The 14,572-nt window shown below is 70.7% G+C and carries 13 protein-coding genes; 6 read left to right on the forward strand and 7 right to left on the reverse strand.

The features are described from left to right. Positions 1–116: 116 nt before the first annotated feature. Positions 117–1,049 carry a hypothetical protein gene (locus AB0L65_RS43165; protein WP_364258461.1) on the reverse strand — a complete coding sequence of 311 codons (933 nt, stop codon included), beginning with the start codon at positions 1,047–1,049 and terminating at the stop codon, positions 117–119. Between the two features lie 130 nt (positions 1,050–1,179). Here AB0L65_RS43165 and AB0L65_RS43170 point away from each other — a divergent pair, with 130 nt between their 5' ends. Both AB0L65_RS43170 and AB0L65_RS43175 read left to right on the forward strand, forming a co-directional pair. Beyond that, a complete protein-coding gene (locus tag AB0L65_RS43170) occupies positions 1,180–1,692 on the forward strand; it encodes a SigE family RNA polymerase sigma factor (RefSeq protein ID WP_364258464.1) in 513 nt (170 codons plus the stop codon). Further along, complete coding sequence (locus tag AB0L65_RS43175) at positions 1,679–2,425, forward strand: hypothetical protein (RefSeq protein WP_364258467.1); 747 nt, start codon at positions 1,679–1,681, stop codon at positions 2,423–2,425. The genes AB0L65_RS43170 and AB0L65_RS43175 overlap by 14 nt, the downstream gene beginning before the upstream one ends. Positions 2,426–2,434: 9 nt before the next feature. Here the strand turns inward: AB0L65_RS43175 and AB0L65_RS43180 are convergent, their stop codons facing one another. Next, entirely contained in the window at positions 2,435–3,535 is a 1,101-nt protein-coding gene (locus AB0L65_RS43180) for an SGNH/GDSL hydrolase family protein (RefSeq protein ID WP_364258470.1), read from the reverse strand. A 195-nt stretch (positions 3,536–3,730) separates the two neighbouring features. On the opposite strand from AB0L65_RS43180, the gene AB0L65_RS43185 reads away from it, so the two are divergent. Beyond that, positions 3,731–4,165, forward strand: a complete 435-nt coding sequence (locus AB0L65_RS43185; protein ID WP_364258472.1) for a GNAT family N-acetyltransferase — start codon at positions 3,731–3,733, stop codon at positions 4,163–4,165. A gap of 4 nt (positions 4,166–4,169) precedes the next feature. Here AB0L65_RS43185 and AB0L65_RS43190 read toward each other — a convergent pair whose 3' ends face one another. Continuing rightward, positions 4,170–4,559, reverse strand: coding sequence for a VOC family protein (locus tag AB0L65_RS43190; RefSeq protein WP_364258475.1), 390 nt, complete (start codon positions 4,557–4,559; stop codon positions 4,170–4,172). A 90-nt stretch (positions 4,560–4,649) separates the two neighbouring features. Between AB0L65_RS43190 and AB0L65_RS43195 the strand changes: the two genes are divergently transcribed. Continuing rightward, complete coding sequence (locus tag AB0L65_RS43195) at positions 4,650–5,594, forward strand: WYL domain-containing protein (protein ID WP_364258478.1); 945 nt, start codon at positions 4,650–4,652, stop codon at positions 5,592–5,594. Positions 5,595–5,613: 19 nt separating this feature from the next. On the opposite strand, the gene AB0L65_RS43200 is transcribed toward AB0L65_RS43195, so the two are convergent. From AB0L65_RS43200 to AB0L65_RS43210, 3 genes are all read right to left on the reverse strand, one after another. Further along, positions 5,614–7,077, reverse strand: a complete 1,464-nt coding sequence (locus AB0L65_RS43200; protein WP_364258481.1) for a pyridoxal-dependent decarboxylase — start codon at positions 7,075–7,077, stop codon at positions 5,614–5,616. A gap of 102 nt (positions 7,078–7,179) precedes the next feature. Then, positions 7,180–7,383 (reverse strand): DUF4236 domain-containing protein, encoded by a 204-nt coding sequence (locus AB0L65_RS43205; protein ID WP_364258484.1) that lies wholly within the window; start codon positions 7,381–7,383, stop codon positions 7,180–7,182. Between the two features lie 51 nt (positions 7,384–7,434). Continuing rightward, positions 7,435–8,859, reverse strand: coding sequence for a PLP-dependent aminotransferase family protein (locus tag AB0L65_RS43210; RefSeq protein ID WP_364258487.1), 1,425 nt, complete (start codon positions 8,857–8,859; stop codon positions 7,435–7,437). A gap of 78 nt (positions 8,860–8,937) precedes the next feature. On the opposite strand from AB0L65_RS43210, the gene AB0L65_RS43215 reads away from it, so the two are divergent. Continuing rightward, a complete protein-coding gene (locus AB0L65_RS43215) occupies positions 8,938–9,699 on the forward strand; it encodes a metallophosphoesterase (RefSeq protein ID WP_364258490.1) in 762 nt (253 codons plus the stop codon). Positions 9,700–9,737: 38 nt separating this feature from the next. Here AB0L65_RS43215 and AB0L65_RS43220 read toward each other — a convergent pair whose 3' ends face one another. Beyond that, entirely contained in the window at positions 9,738–13,145 is a 3,408-nt protein-coding gene (locus AB0L65_RS43220; protein WP_364258493.1) for an alpha-L-arabinofuranosidase C-terminal domain-containing protein, read from the reverse strand. A gap of 381 nt (positions 13,146–13,526) precedes the next feature. On the opposite strand from AB0L65_RS43220, the gene AB0L65_RS43225 reads away from it, so the two are divergent. After that, positions 13,527–14,453, forward strand: a complete 927-nt coding sequence (locus AB0L65_RS43225; RefSeq protein WP_364258496.1) for an ABC transporter substrate-binding protein — start codon at positions 13,527–13,529, stop codon at positions 14,451–14,453. Positions 14,454–14,572: the final 119 nt, after the last annotated feature.

The raw sequence follows: 14,572 nt of genomic DNA on the forward strand, positions 1-14,572 counted from the left end.
CGTGGGGGGGGGGGGGGGGGGTGATGGCGTGCCCCCAGGGCGTGCCCCCGCGGTGCGTAGCCCGGCGTAGGCGCGAAGGCCCGTCCGGACGGGCCTTCGCGCCTGTTCTGTCCGCCCTACGGCAGGGCGGGCACGGCCGGCTCGGCGTTGGTCCAGCCGGCCTGGAGCACGGTCTGGGTCATGGTCTTGTTCGGGAACACCTTGCCGTCCTTCAGGGTCGTCTGGCTCTCGGACAGCAGGAGCATCGTGCCGGTGTCGACGACCAGGTCGGTCGTGACCTTGATTGCCTCCTCTTTCTGGCCGGCCGGCTCATAGCCGATCGAGACGACCGCGCCGGTTCTGCCGGCGCCGTCCACGGACTTTCCGCGCGAGCTGACGCCGGGCATCGTCAGCAGGGCCTGGTAGGCCGCGGCGCGGACCTCCTTCGGCGCCGGGAGCTGGTGGAGCAGCATGGGCAGCGCCGAGGTGACGTACCTGTCCACGGCGTTCTCCGACACCCGTGAGACCCGCGCGGCCTGCGCGAGCCAGGACTTCAACGCGTCCGGGTTCGCGGGCAGCCGCTGGACCTCGTCGTACGTCAGCCGCTGCCCGGCCAGGAAGAACGTGTTGTCACCTCGTACGGGGGTGACGTGGCCCTGGGTAGGCGTGGTGGACAGCGACACGGTCTGGCCGTTGGCGGTGCGGGTCCACTTGGTGGGGGAGCCGTCGCGGCGCCACGCCGCGCGGTCGGCCGCGCTCTGCGGGTACGCCCCCAGCTCCCGCGATCCGACCCAGCGTCTGCCGTCGGGCGCGGTCCATTCCTCGGTGAGCGACTGCTGGACCAGCGAGTAGCGGTTCGCGCCGCTGCCGACCTGACGGGGCTCGGGCCGCTTCAGCAGCACTCTCGTATGCCAGTACGCACCCTCCGGCGGAGCCGACGCGGCGGCCGTGAGCCGTGCCTCCGGTGCCTTGGTGAGGCTCGGCAGACCCAGCAGTGCGGCGGTGCCCACGGCGGCCAGGCCGGCCCCGAGGGCGATCAGCGGCCGGGCCGGTGCGGTCGCGCGCTTCATGTGCTTCCTCCAGAATTCCGATTCGATGTCCCCCAATACGCCTGGGCGCCGGGCAAGGTTGCCCGCGGCGCCTGGCAACTGTTTGGAGCGGCCGAGGCGTATTAGGAGGCGTGAAACTGGACAGACAGCCGTGAGCGGCGCGGAGCATGACTTCGGCGCGTTCGTGGCCGCAAGGGCCACGACCCTGCTGCGGGTCGCCTACCTCGCCTGCGGAGACGAGGCGGAGGCGGAGGACCTGCTGCAGACGGCGCTGGAGCGCACGTACAAGAACTGGGACCGGGTGCGGCGCGAGACCGTCGAGCCTTATGTGCGCCGCGTCATCATCAACACCGCCATCAGCCGGGCCCGGCGCCGGGCGATCCTGAACATCATCCCGATGCGCGTGCCGCCGGAGAGAGCGGCCCGCTCGACCGACGTCGACCTGCGTCACGTGCTCATGGACGCGCTGCGCGGCCTGCCTCCCCGGCAGCGCGCGGTGGTCGTCCTGCGGTACTGGGAGGACCTCAGCGAGACGCAGACCGCGGAGGTGCTCGGGTGCACGCTCGGCACGGTGAAGAGTCAGGCGTCGAAGGCGATGGCCAAGCTGCGGACGGCACTCGGCGAGGAAGCCGTGGAAGGAGTGATCGGGAATGCCCATGCTTGAGGACCAGCTCCGCCAGATCATGGCGGAGGAGACCGCACGGCTGCACGCCGCGCCCGACCTCGTGGAGCGGGTCGTCCGGTCCTCGCGGCGGAAGCGGAACCGCGGCCGGATCGCGACGGTGGCCACGTCGCTGGCCGTGGCCGCGGCGGTGCCCCTCTACCTGACGGCGGCCCCGGGCGCCGTGCAGACGTCCGTCGTCTCCGAGACGCCGGACCCATCCGCCTCCGAGACGCTGGGTCCGCCCGCCATCGACGACACCCCGCCGGTGCGGTCCGAGCCCCCGAACCTCGGGGACCTGGGCGACGGAAGGGCGTTCAAGCACGTCAGAGTGGGTTACCTGCCCGACGGCCTGCGGTGGTCCAACTGGTCGCTGGACTTCGGCGAGAGCTACACGACCTCGTGGAACTACGACGGCGACAAGAATGGCTTCTACTGCGTCCAGATCTACGTGTACGAGGGCAAGACCGTCCAGCAGGTCGACGACCGCGTGCAGGTGCACCGCGACGAGGAGGAGGGGGAGGAGGTGACCATCGGCGACCGGACCGGGTACCTGATCGTCGAAGGGGTCGGCGAGGACGGCACGAAGGGCACCCCCACGCTCTTCCTGAACATGGGCGAGCAGCGGAGGGCCGAGATCATGTTCAGCCCGACGTTCGCTAAGAAATTCCGCGACGCCAAGGCCGTTGACCGCGAGCTGATCAAGATCGCCGAAGGGCTCACCGCCGACGACTGAGGGCTTGAGCTACCAGCGCAGCGGGAGGGTGGCGATGAACTCGCCGAGCCGGTCGGCGATGATCCGGTGGTCGTGGACGGACGGGTGCCAGTGGCAGCCGAGGTAGTCGAGGCCGGATTCGCTGTAGTACCAGTAACGGATCCGGTCGTCGCCCCCGCTGTTGCGCTCCTGGACGATCTGCCGCGCGGTCTCGGCGAACACGGTGGTGTTGGACATGTAGGTGGCGCTGACCACGATGGTCGTGCGGGGGCCGTACCGGGCCCGGAGCTTGTCGAGGAAGCCCTGGTATGCGGTGCGGTAAGCGGCCAGCAGAGTGTCCGGCGTCCACTGTTCGCCCGGGTTGATGGCGGTGGAGAAGTCGTTGATGCCCAGGCCGACCACGACCAGCTGGGGACGCCAGGTGCCCGGGTTCTGCCAGACGTCGCCGGCGACGTTCAGCAGGGCCCGGTCGTAGTAGGTGCGGTAGTTGGTGCCGGGGTCGCTGCCGTTGTAGTTGCGTACCATGCCGCGGCCGGAGAAGGCGTTGAGCTGGTAGTCGGCGTTCAGGCGGCGCGCGGTGAGGGCGCCGAAGCTGAGGTTCGCGTCGGTGGTGCGGGCGACTTTGTCGGTGGTGCAGTCGCGGCTGTCGGAGCGGTTGCCGTAGCCGACGGTGTAGGAGTCGCCGATGAACTCGATCTGCCGGTGGCGCGCGGCGGGCCTGCCGAGGATCGTGCCGCCCGGGGCGGCGACGAAGCCGCCGAAGGCGCTCGTGGCCCACGGGCTCTCGGTGCGTTTGACCAGCCGTACGCGGTGCACGCCCCGGGTCAGGCCGCTGACCCAGTACGTGGTCCGGCCCGGGGTCACGAGGGTGGCGACGGTCGAGCCGTCGACCTCGACCTCGTAGTCGTTGTCGGAGTCGTCGAGGACGATCCCGACGCCGGTGCCGCGGAAGCGGCCCTCGAAGTAGACGCCGGGCCAGCTGTACTGGAGGGAGTCCCCGCCGGCCTTGACGCGTCCGGCGGTGTGCACCTTGGCGAGGGCGCCGGACGAGGGGGTCGCGCTCGCGACGCCGGGCAGCACCAGGGCGCCCGTCAACGCGGCCAGGACTACGGTCACACGCACAGTTCGCACGGCTTCTCCTTCGCGGCTGGGCGATTGTAACGAGCGCCTGCCCGGACACCGCAAGATCTGATTCCGCCCCCTGCGCGCCGACCTGGGCTTTCACCGTCAACCCGATGAACGGATCCTGAAACTAACCACACCCTCCCGAATCCGGCGGCCCGAATAAGCTGGAAAGCGTTGACTTTATACAGGGGAGTCCCATAAGTGGTGAGCATCGCTCAGGAGATGTCGTTCGACGAGGCCGAGATCTTCGAGCTGTACGACTCGGTCGGCTGGCAGCCCTGGACCCGCGACATCGCCAAGGTGTGCCGGAGCCTGGCGAACTCGCATCTCGTCCTTGTCGCCAGGGACGCGGACGGGCGGCTGCTCGGCCTGGCCCGGACGGTGTCCGACGACGAGATGGTCTGCTACGTGCAGGAGCTGCTCGTCAACAAGAGGTTCCACGGCCAGGGGATCGGCCGGCTGCTGCTGGAGCGGCTGAAGGAGCGGTACGCGCACTGCCGCTACTTCGTGCTGACCACCGACCACGAGTCCACCCCCGAAGGGGTCGCCAATCATGCCTTCTACCGGCGGATGGGCCTGATCGAGCACCACGAGCAGGGGCTGTCGGCCTTCGGGTTGAAGGTCGACAACTCCTGAGCGGTCACTTGGCGAGTATGTCCAGGTAGTGCTGGTTGTACATGACGCCGAGGATGTTGCCGAACGGGTCGATCACGGACGCGGTGACGAACCCCTCGCCGCGCTCCGTGATCGGCTGGTACTCCTTGGCCCTCAGGGCGAGCAGCCGGTCGAGGGCGGCCTGCGGGTCGTCCACGTGCCAGTACATGATCGAGCCGGCGGGCCCGTCGGTCGCGCCCGCCGGGGCGTAGCGGGCGTCGATGATGCCCAGCTCGTGCTGGTGGTCGCCGACGCGGAACTCGATGTAGCCCGGCACCTGGTAGTAGGGCTCGATGCCGAGCAGCTCGGTGTACCAGGCCTTGGCCGCCTCGAGGTCGGCTGCGTAGAAGCTGATCGTGGCGAATCCGCGGAGCATCTGTGTGGTCCTTCCTTCCGGGTGATGTCTATGATTCTTCCGGTCAAAGTGCTCATCAAATGAGCACTTTACGGAGGAGAATTTCCAGCCATGCGAGCCGATCGACTTGTGGCCGTCCTGCTGCTCATGCAGTCGCGCGGCCGGGTGACCGCGGCCGAGCTGGCCGCGGAGCTGGAAGTGTCCGTGGCCACCGCGCGCCGGGACCTCGAAGCGCTGTCCGCGGCGGGCGTGCCGGTATATCCGCAGGCCGGGCGCGGGGGCGGCTGGTCCCTGCTGGGCGGCGCCAGGACCGACCTCAGCGGCCTCAGCGCCAACGAGGCCGAGGCGCTGTTCCTGCTGGCCGGCCCGGCCGCGGCCGCCACGCCCGAGGTCAAGTCCGCGCTGCGCAAGCTGGTGCGGGCCCTGCCCCAGACGTTCAGGGACGACGCCGAGGCCGCCGCCGACGCCGTGGTGATCGACCCCACCGGCTGGGGCGAGCGCGACCCCGACCGGCCCGAGCTGGTGCGGGTCCTGCAGAGCGCCACCGTGAGACGCCGCAAGGTCAGGCTCGGGTACGAGGGCCGCTCCGGCGAACGTACGCACCGGCTCGTCGACCCCTGGGGCCTGGTGGACAAGGACGACGTCTGGTACCTGATCGCCGGCACCGAGGCCGGGCAGCGCACGTTCCGGGTGGACCGGATCGCCGAGGCCGAGGTGACGGAGCTGACCTTCGAGCGGCCGGAGGGGTTCGTGCTGTCGGAGGTGTGGGGGAAGGTCGTGGACGAGATGGAGCGGCGGCGCTCGCTGCTGTCCGCGACCGTGCTCATCCCCGAGCGGTTCCTGCCGGTGCTGCGCCACCAGTTCGGGCGTCACTGCGAGGTCGAACGCGTCGAGGAGGACGGGCGGGTCAGGGCACGCGTGGCGGCGCCGATGGCGTTGACGATCGCCGAGCAGCTGGCCGGATGGGGTGCGACGGTGGAGGTCGTGGAGCCGGAGGAGGTCAGGATCCAGCTGGCCAGGATCGGGTCCGAGCTTGTGGAGCGCTACCGCGTCTGAGCTGTGAGGGCCTGAGCCGTCAGGGGAGCGTGGCCGACAGGGCCGCGTGCTCCCACCGGATCTGCTCCCACGCCTGCTCCACGTGCCGCCGCTCCGTCGCCACGCCGCCGATGGCCATCCGCAGCACCACCCGGTCATCGATCCTGGTGTGCGTCATGTACATGGACCCGCCGGCGTTGAGCAGCTCCAGCAGCCGCATCGTGGCCCGGTCCGCCTCGTCCGCCGCCAGGCCCGGCCACACCGGGCGGAAGCACACGAGCCCGAGCGGATGCGGCTCGTGCACCTCGAAGCCCGGGTCCGCGGAGATCCACGACGCCAGCTCCTGCGCCAGCGCCACTCCCTTGCGAATGTGCGCGCGCAGTCCCTCGGCCCCGTACCAGCGGATCACCGACCACAGCTTCAACGCCCTGAAGCGCCGGCCCAGCGGCACCTGCCAGTCCCGGTAGTCGACGACGGAGCCGGTCGCGGTGGCGGGGTTCCTGAGGAACTCGGGCATGACCGACAGCGCGTCGAGCAGCGGGGCGCGGTCGGCCGTCCAGAGCACGGTGCAGTCGAAGTTGGTCAGCAGCCATTTGTGCGGGTTCGTGGAGTAGGAGTCGGCGTACTCGGCCACACCCTCGTTCAGCCACCGGAGCTCGGGGCAGATCGCCGCGACCCCGGCGTAGGCCGCGTCCACGTGCAGCCAGATCCCGCGTTCGCGGCACAGCTCGCCGATCGCGGGCACCGGGTCGACGGCGGTGGTGGAGGTGGTGCCGACGGTGGCGCACACCATGGCCGGCACGGCGCCGTCCGCTTCGTCCTGGTCCAGCAGGGTCCGCAGGTGGCCGGGGTCCATGGCCAGCGTACGGGGGTCGACGTCCACCACCCGTACGCCCGCCGCCCCCAGCCCCGTGATCCGCGCCGCCCGCTCCAGCGACGAGTGCGTCTGGGACGACACGTAGATCGTGTACCTCCGGGTGACGCCGTCGGAGGCGACCCGGCCGCCGCTCGCCCGGTGCAGCGCGGCCAGCAGCGCGACCAGGCAGGCGCTCGACGCCGAGTCCTGGATGACGCCGCCGCCCGCCCGGTCCGTACGGAAATGCTCCGGCAGGCCGAGCAGCCCGGCCAGCCAGTCGACCACCACCGTCTCCAGCTCCGTGCACGCCGGGCTGGTCACCCAGAGCATGCCCTGCACGCCGAGCCCGCCGGACAGCAGGTCGCCCAGGATGGCCGGGCCGCTGGCGTTGGAGGGGAAGTAGGCGAAGAAACCGGGATGCTGCCAGTGCGTGATGCCGGGCAGCAGGATCCGCCCCAGGTCCGACAGCACGGCCTCGAACGGCTCGCCGTGCTCGGGCGCCGCGGACGGCAGCGCGCGGCGGATGTCCCCCGGCCTCACCTGGGACATCACGGGATGGGACTCGATGCCGGCGAGATAGTCCGCGATCCAGTCGACGACCTGCCTGCCGTGGCGGCGGAACTCCTCGGGGCTCATGTGACCGCTCATCCGCCCACTCTGATCGCCTGGCGGGCGTCGGGAAAGGGGACGGGCCGGAGGCTTTGCCGCCTCCGGCCCGTCTATGTCGAGCGGTCGATCGACCGCCTTGGGTCAGTGATGTCCGCGGTGGCGCCGGCCGCCGAACGACTTGCCGAGGTGGAAGCCGCCGGGCAGGTGCACCGAGACGTGGCGGCGGCCGTCGGGAGTGGTCGTGACGTGGAAGCGGCGGTTGCCGTAGCTGTGGCCGACGCCGCGACGTGACAGGTTGATCCGGAACGGGCCCACCTTGATGGTCTTGCGGTAGTGCCAGCCCATGTCCCTCCTTCGCCGTTCCTGCGCTCACCCTGACAACGGACGGGGCCGCCGTCAGGTTCCGGCGAGTACTCGGGCCAGGGCTTCGAGGGCGTGCGGGTAGGCGCGTTCGGACGCGGCGGCGTACCCGATGAGCAGGCCGCCGGGGCCGTCGCCGCGCCAGAGCGGGGAGGCGGCGCGCAGCGCGATGCCCCTGCGCTCGCACTCGGCCAGCAGCTCCCCTTCCGAGGGACCCCTCTCCGGGAGCAGCAGGAGCGCGCGCAGCCCCGCGGCCACCCCGGGCAGGGCGACGCCGGGCAGCGGCTGGCCGGGCCCGGGGCCGAGCCGGGCGAGCAGCAGCTCGCGGCGGCGGCGGTAGCGCAGGCGGGCGGCGCGGATGTGGCGGTCGTAGTCGTGGGTCTCGATCAGCCTCGCCAGCACGAGCTGGCCGAGCACCTCGGTGTGGGTGTCGGCGTGCAGCTTGGCCTCGGCCACGGGGCCGATCAAGGAGGGCGGCACCGCCATCCAGCCCAGGCGCAGGGCCGGGGCGAGGGACTCGGAGGTGGTGCCGACGTACACGACCCGATCGGGCGCGGTCCCCTGGAACGCGCCGACCGGCTGCCGGTCGTAGCGGAACTCCCCGTCGTAGTCGTCCTCCACGACGAGCCCGCCCCACTCGCGCAGCGCGCGGCGGCGGGCGGGGTGCAGGGGCACGCCCGTGGGGTACTGGTGCGCGGGCGTGACGAGGGCCGCCGCGGTGGCGCCGGTAAGCGTGTCCACCTGGGCGCCCAGCCCGTCCACGGGCAGCGGTACGGTCTCGCGCCCGGCACGGCGCAGCACCTCGCGGTAGAAGTCGTGCCCCGGCTCCTCCGTGGCGATCGGGCCGTCGATCACCTGGACGAGCAGGTTGAGCGCCTGGACGAACCCCGTCGTGACCACGATCAGGTCCGGCGTGGTGATCACCCCGCGCGTCCTGGCGAGGTAGCCGGCCAGCGCCGCCCGCAGCTCGATCCGGCCGCGCGGGTCGCACGGGCCGAGGACCTCGGCGGGCGCGGTGGAGAGCACGTGCCGGGTGGCCCGCAACCACGCCCGCGCCGGAAACGCCGACACGTCGGGCTGCCCGGGCCGCAGGTCATGGAGCGGCGCCGCAGGGGGTCCGGCCGGCAGCCGCAGGTCATGCCTCGGCCCTGGGGAGGGCTCGGACGGCGGTTCCGGACGGGACGGTGTGGTGGGGGACACGTCGGCGACCTCGGTGGCCGAGCCCGGCCGGGTGGCCAGGTAGCCCTCGGCGACGAGCTGGTCGTAGGCCGCGCTCACCGTGCCGCGCGACAGCCCCAGCTCCGCCGCCAGCGACCGCGTCGAAGGCAGCCGCGTGCCGCGCGGCAGCCGCCCGTCCCGGACCGCCTGCCGCAGCGCCTCCTCCAGCCCGCGCCGCCGCCCGCCGCCGGTGGAGACCTCCAGATGCAGGTCCACCCCGAAACCGGCCCAATCTTTCCGCACGGAACCGGATCTTACGCATGGTCCGGTACCCGGGCCTACGGTAGGTGAGCAGGCAGAACCCGGAAGGACGACGTCAACATGATCGTGATCGCTCACCTGAGCGACATCCACATCGGCGCGACGCCCCAGAGCGTCGACCGCGCCACCTCCGTCATGCGCTACCTCGACGCGCTCCCCGCCGACCTCTCCGCCGACCTCGACGCCGTGCTCGTCACCGGCGACATCGCCGACCACGGCCTCCCCGAGGAGTACGAGGAGGCGCGCAAGCTGCTCTCCTCCCGCCACCCGGTCCTGGTCGGCCCGGGCAACCATGACGTGCGGGAGCAGTTCCGTCGCGTCCTGCTGGGCGACCGGAGCGGTGGCGAGGGGCCGATCAACCAGGTCCTGCGCACGGACAGGGCCGTCTACGCCATGTGCGACTCCTCCATCCCCGGCGAGGACTCGGGCCACCTGGACGACGAGACGCTGGCCTGGCTGGACGACGTGCTCGCGGGCGCGGACCGGCCGGTGTTCGTGGCCTTCCACCACCCGCCTACCCTGCTGCACAGCCAGGTGGTCGACGGCATCAGACTGCACCGGTCCGAGCCTCTGGAAGAGCTGCTCGGGCGGTATCCGGACGTGCCCGCCGTGCTGGTCGGCCACGCCCACACGGGCGCCGCCACCACCTTCGCCGGCCGGCCGCTGCTGGCCGCCCCCGGCGTCGTGTCCACGCTGAAGCTGCCGTGGGAGGGTGGCACGACGTTCGCCAACTGCGCGGACTACGACCTCCCGCCGGCGATCGCGTTCCATGTGCTCGACGACACGGGCCGGATGACCACGCACTACCGGGTCGTCGCGTAGCCGCGGGCGGGCCTCCAGGAGGAGGCCCGCCCGCGCCGTCATCGCTCGGTCAGCCGCACGAACGTCACCGAGTGCGCGGGGAAGTCGTAGGTGAAGGCCGAGGAGAAGCCGTGCACCTGCCGCTCCACCGGCGCCACCCGCTCCGGCTCGGACAGCGAGTTCGTGTCGGACGGCGAGCCCGTCAGCGTGGTCACCGTGGCGACCGGCCGGAACCGCGCCGAGCCGAGCTCCACGCCGCCGCGGACGGACGTGTCCTGCACGTTGACGACCTTGAGCGTCACGGACTTCCCGTCCCTGGACACCACCTGGTACAGCGGCTCCACGACGGCGTCGTCCACGAAGTCGTTGATCTTCTGCCCGTCCAGCCAGGTCGTGATCCGCCGCCCGCTCACCTGGATCTTGATCCGGTAGTCGCGGCCGGTCTCGATCGTGGTGGCGGAGGTGGCGATCGAGGACTTGGCGCCGTTGGCGGCCTTCTCTATGGCGGACTGGGTGTTGCCCCAGCCGCCGAGGTTCCACCAGTAGAAGTTGCCGGTGTCCTTGACCCCGAACATGATCAGGAAGCCCTCGGCCCCGGCGGTCTTCCTGGCGACGACCTCCATCGTGTAGTTCGACCAGCCGGCCGAGCCCGCCGTGGACCTGGCGTCCGTCACCTGGGCGGTCTGCGCGTAGGCGCCGTCCTGGACAGTCCATGTCCCCAGGCCGGGGGTCCACTTGCCGGCTCCGGCCGAGAAGTCGTCCGCCAGCAGCGTGGTCCCGTCGGCCGCGGTGACCTTCACGTCGTCGTACCGGACGGCGGTGTTCCACGCGCCGAGCCCCACCGCGCCGCCGATGTCCTCGACCGTCCTGCCCTCGCCCGTGAAGGCGCTGGGCAGCACCCGGTCGCCGACATTGGCGGAGAACAGCCGCTGCACGTAGTAGTTCGGCGAGCCGTAGACCTGGTCGTTGTCGAACCAGATGAGGTCCGGCGTCCAGTCCACGTAGTCCACGTTGGCCAGCAGCGGCGCGTACGACGCCAGCCGCACGACGTCGGAGTTGCGCTCCAGGCCCGTCATGTACGACGCCTCCGCCAGCGCGTTGTGCCACGTGTTGCCGCGCGAGGCGTACTCGCCCACGAACACCTTCGGCCCGCCGCGGTCATAGGCGTCGTAACGGTGGTTGTTGGTCAGGAACCACTCCGGGCTGTTGTAGTAGTGCTCGTCGACGAGGTCGGCCTTCTGGTCGCGGGCGAACTGCCACATCCGGTCGAACCAGGCGCCCTGCGACGTCTGCCCCGCATTGCTGATGATCTTGACTTCCGGGTACCTGGCCCTGATGGCGTCCGCGAACTTCGGGTAGTTCGCGAAGAACTCGGGGTAGATCTCCTCGTTCCCGAGCCCGATGTACTCCAGCCCGAACGGCTTCGGATGCCCGAGCCGGGCCCGCTTCCCGCCCCACTCCGAGGTGACCGGCCCGTTGGCGAACTCGATCAGGTCGAGCGTGTCCCGCACCCACCGGGCCAGCTTGGCCTCGTCGGTCAGCGGCCGGTTCTCGCCGCACCCGTTCACACCCACCGACAGCACCGGCAGCGCCCGGGCCCCGATGTCCTCGGCGAACTGGAAGTACTCGTAGTAGCCGAGGCCGTAGGACTGGTTGTAGCCCCAGAAGTTGAAGTTGGTCGGCCGCTCCTCGACCGGGGCGATCGTCTCCTTCCACTGGTAGATGCGCCGCCGGTCCTGGTTGTCCGCGTACGGGTCGTACGTGCCGACGTTCGTCACGCACCCGCCGGGGAAGCGCAGGAACCTGGGCTTCAGGCCGGCGACCATCCTGGCCAGGTCGGTCCGCATGCCGTGCCCCTTGAACGTGTCGCGCGGGAACAGCGACACCATGTCCAGGTCGGTCCGGCCGCCCGGCGCCAGCACCACCAGCCGCCCCGCGTCCGTCGTCCCCGAGGCCGTGAACGACGCGGTGTACTTCGCCCAGCCGCCGGCCTTCACCCGCAGCGTGGCCGTGCCGAGGACGGTGGAGCCGCTCTCCACCGAGACCGTCAGCGGCCCCGCCGCGTCACGCCTGGCCCAGAGCGACACGTCGTACCGCTTGCCCTGCTTCACGGGGATGCCGCGGTTGAACCCGGCGTTGCTCGCGCCCGCGGTGCCGTCGCCGGTCACGTCGAGCCGCAGGTAATTGCGGTTGTTGGCGTTCAGCGGCCGGTCGGTGCCGATCGCGAGCTCGGCGGTGGCGCCGCGTTCGGCCTTGGACCACGCGGTCAGGCCCGTGTAGGAGCGCTCGTCCACGCTGTTGAACTCGAACGAGCGGTTCTGCACCAGCTCGGCGTAGAGCCCGCCGTCGGCGGCGTGGTTGATGTCCTCGTAGAAGACCCCGTAGAGGTCGGGGCTGACCTCGGTGCCCTTGGCCCCGGTGTCCACGGTCAGCTTGCCCGAGCTGTAGCCCTCGACCCTGAACTTCGTGATCGCGCTCCCCACGACGAGGGTGCCGTCGCCGACGGAGACGTTCTGGACGCCCGAGGAGAGCACGACCTTGCCGCCGCCCGCGTCCTCGAGCCGGAAGACCGACGCGGTCCCGCCCAGCCGCACCTTCCCGGCGGCGACCCGCAGGAACTCGCCGCTCGCCACGTTCTTCAGCGTCACGCCGTCACCGGCGGCCGTGGCCGTGAGGGCCAGGCTGGTCATCCCCGCGTTCGCCGAAGCCCGCACCACCCCCGACGGGCCGGCCGACAGGTACGGCAGCGAGCCGGAGCGCAGCGTGAACGCCCCGGACGGCACCACCGGCCTGCCCTCGCTCGCCTTGATCGCGATGTAGTCGAACGCCGCCGCCATCGACGTGCCGTTCTGCGCCGACAGCGCGAACAGGCCGAGCTGCTTGACGTCCAGCTTCGCGCTCACCTTGGCCGCCTGCACCCAGGCCGAGCCGTCCCAGTACGAGGAGACGAACTCGTCGCCGGTCCTGGCCAGCTTGACGATCTCGCCGGTCGAGCCGGGCCGGGCCGCGAAGCTCGCGTTGAACGAGGCCCCGACCTCGGTGTCCGTCTCGATCACCGGCCCGCCCGCGGACCCGACGTGGGCGAGCCCGGCGCGTACGTAGTTGTCCCAGTCCTGCCAGGCCAGCAGGCCCGCGCTCTGGTAGTCCAGCGCGACCGGGGCGCTCAGCTTGGTGACCACCTCGAAGTCGCCGGCGGGGACGTCCACGAGGAAGAGGTTCCTGGCGGTGTTGGTGCCCTGGTACGTGTCGCCGGTCAGGCTCTCCACGCGCAGCGCGCCGCCCGACAGCGACCAGCGGGAGCTGTCCGGCGACAACACCGTCCAGTCCTCGCCGAGCGTGGTGCCGTCGAACTGGTCGACCACGGCGCCGTCCGGGATGGGCTCGGCAAGCGAGGCCGCCGCGGTCGTCGGCGGTGGCGCCACCAGCGAGGCCGCCAGGAGCAGGGCGGATAAGGCGATTCGCGTCATGAGTGGGGGGCTCCTCAAGGTTGTTAGCGTTAACAGGGCAAGTGAGCGTTAACAACGGCGATCCGCGACAAGTTAAGGACTGGCCCAGACCCTCGTCAAGGCCCGGCCCGTGTGATCCGACCGTAATCAGGCGGCCCCTTGACGAGACCCGTTGTTAACGTTCACAGTCGGGGCGAGCTCACCAAGCACTTCAAGCATCCTCAGCACATCGAAAAGTAGGCGTCGGCGACGCCCTCGGGGGCCGGTGCGGCCGGTGCGTAGGCCGTGGCGCAAGGCAGGAAGGCGCCGGCATCCCGCATGGGGATGTTAGCGCTCACATGAGAAGGGAACCCCCACGTGTTGAAGAGGATCTCGGCTTTAGTTCTCGCCGGTCTGACCGCGATGTCCATGACCGCCTGCGGCAGCGGCGGTGGCGGCGGTGGTGGCGGCGGCTCGATCACCATGGGCTTCTCCCAGGTGGGCGCGGAGAGCGGGTGGCGTACCGCGAACACCAAGTCCGTGCAGGACTCGGCCAAGACCGCGGGCATCACGCTCAAGTTCTCCGACGCCCAGCAGAAGCAGGAGAACCAGATCAAGGCCATCCGCTCCTACATCCAGCAGAAGGTGGACATCATCGCCTTCTCGCCGGTGGTGGAGTCCGGCTGGGACACGGTGCTCAAAGAGGCCAAGGACGCGAAGATCCCGGTCATCCTGACCGACCGCGCCGTGGACTCCAAGGACACCTCCCTCTACAAGACCTTCCTCGGCTCGGACTTCGTCGAAGAGGGCAAGAAGGCCGGCCAGTGGCTGGTGAACGAGTACAAGGACACCAAGGACCCGGTGAACATCGTCGAGCTGCAGGGCACGACGGGCTCGGCCCCGGCCAACGACCGCAAGTCCGGCTTCCAGGGGGTCATCGGGGCCGATCCCAAGTTCAAGATCATCGCCTCGCAGACCGGTGACTTCACCAGGGCCAAGGGCAAGGAGGTCATGGAGGCCTTCCTGAAGTCGAACCCGGACATCGACGTCCTCTACGCCCACAACGACGACATGGGCCTGGGCGCGATCGAGGCCATCGAGGGCGCGGGCAAGGTGCCCGGCAAGGACATCAAGATCATCACCGTGGACGCCGTCAAGGACGGCATGCAGGCGCTCGCCGACGGGAAGATCAACTACATCGTCGAGTGCTCGCCGCTGCTCGGCCCGCAGCTCATGGACCTGGCCAAGAAGGTCGTCAAGGGTGAGCAGGTGCCGGCCCGCGTGGTGACCGAGGAGACCACGTTCACGCAGGAGCAGGCCAAGCAGGTCCTCTCCTCCCGCCAGTACTGACCCGCCTGCCGGCCGCGCGCCTCCGTACTCCGGCTGGGGTCCTGGGATGGGGAGAGGCGACGGCGCCTCACGTGCTCCGGCTGGGGGCTGGGTGCTCCCGCCAGCCGGAGTGTGCGGGG

This window comes from Nonomuraea sp. NPDC052116, from assembly GCF_040680035.1.
GTDB classification, from domain to species: Bacteria; Actinomycetota; Actinomycetes; order Streptosporangiales; family Streptosporangiaceae; genus Nonomuraea; species Nonomuraea angiospora_A.

Coding starts and splice junctions, on each gene's coding strand:
- AB0L65_RS43165 (WP_364258461.1), bottom strand. CDS start 1,049: ATGAAGCGCGCGACCGCACCGGCCCGGCCGCTGATCGCCCTCGGGGCC.
- AB0L65_RS43195 (WP_364258478.1), top strand. CDS start 4,650: ATGCGAGCCGATCGACTTGTGGCCGTCCTGCTGCTCATGCAGTCGCGC.
- AB0L65_RS43215 (WP_364258490.1), top strand. CDS start 8,938: ATGATCGTGATCGCTCACCTGAGCGACATCCACATCGGCGCGACGCCC.
- AB0L65_RS43225 (WP_364258496.1), top strand. CDS start 13,527: ATGTCCATGACCGCCTGCGGCAGCGGCGGTGGCGGCGGTGGTGGCGGC.
- AB0L65_RS43190 (WP_364258475.1), bottom strand. CDS start 4,559: ATGCTCCGCGGATTCGCCACGATCAGCTTCTACGCAGCCGACCTCGAG.
- AB0L65_RS43175 (WP_364258467.1), top strand. CDS start 1,679: ATGCCCATGCTTGAGGACCAGCTCCGCCAGATCATGGCGGAGGAGACC.
- AB0L65_RS43220 (WP_364258493.1), bottom strand. CDS start 13,145: ATGACGCGAATCGCCTTATCCGCCCTGCTCCTGGCGGCCTCGCTGGTG.
- AB0L65_RS43205 (WP_364258484.1), bottom strand. CDS start 7,383: ATGGGCTGGCACTACCGCAAGACCATCAAGGTGGGCCCGTTCCGGATC.
- AB0L65_RS43200 (WP_364258481.1), bottom strand. CDS start 7,077: ATGAGCGGTCACATGAGCCCCGAGGAGTTCCGCCGCCACGGCAGGCAG.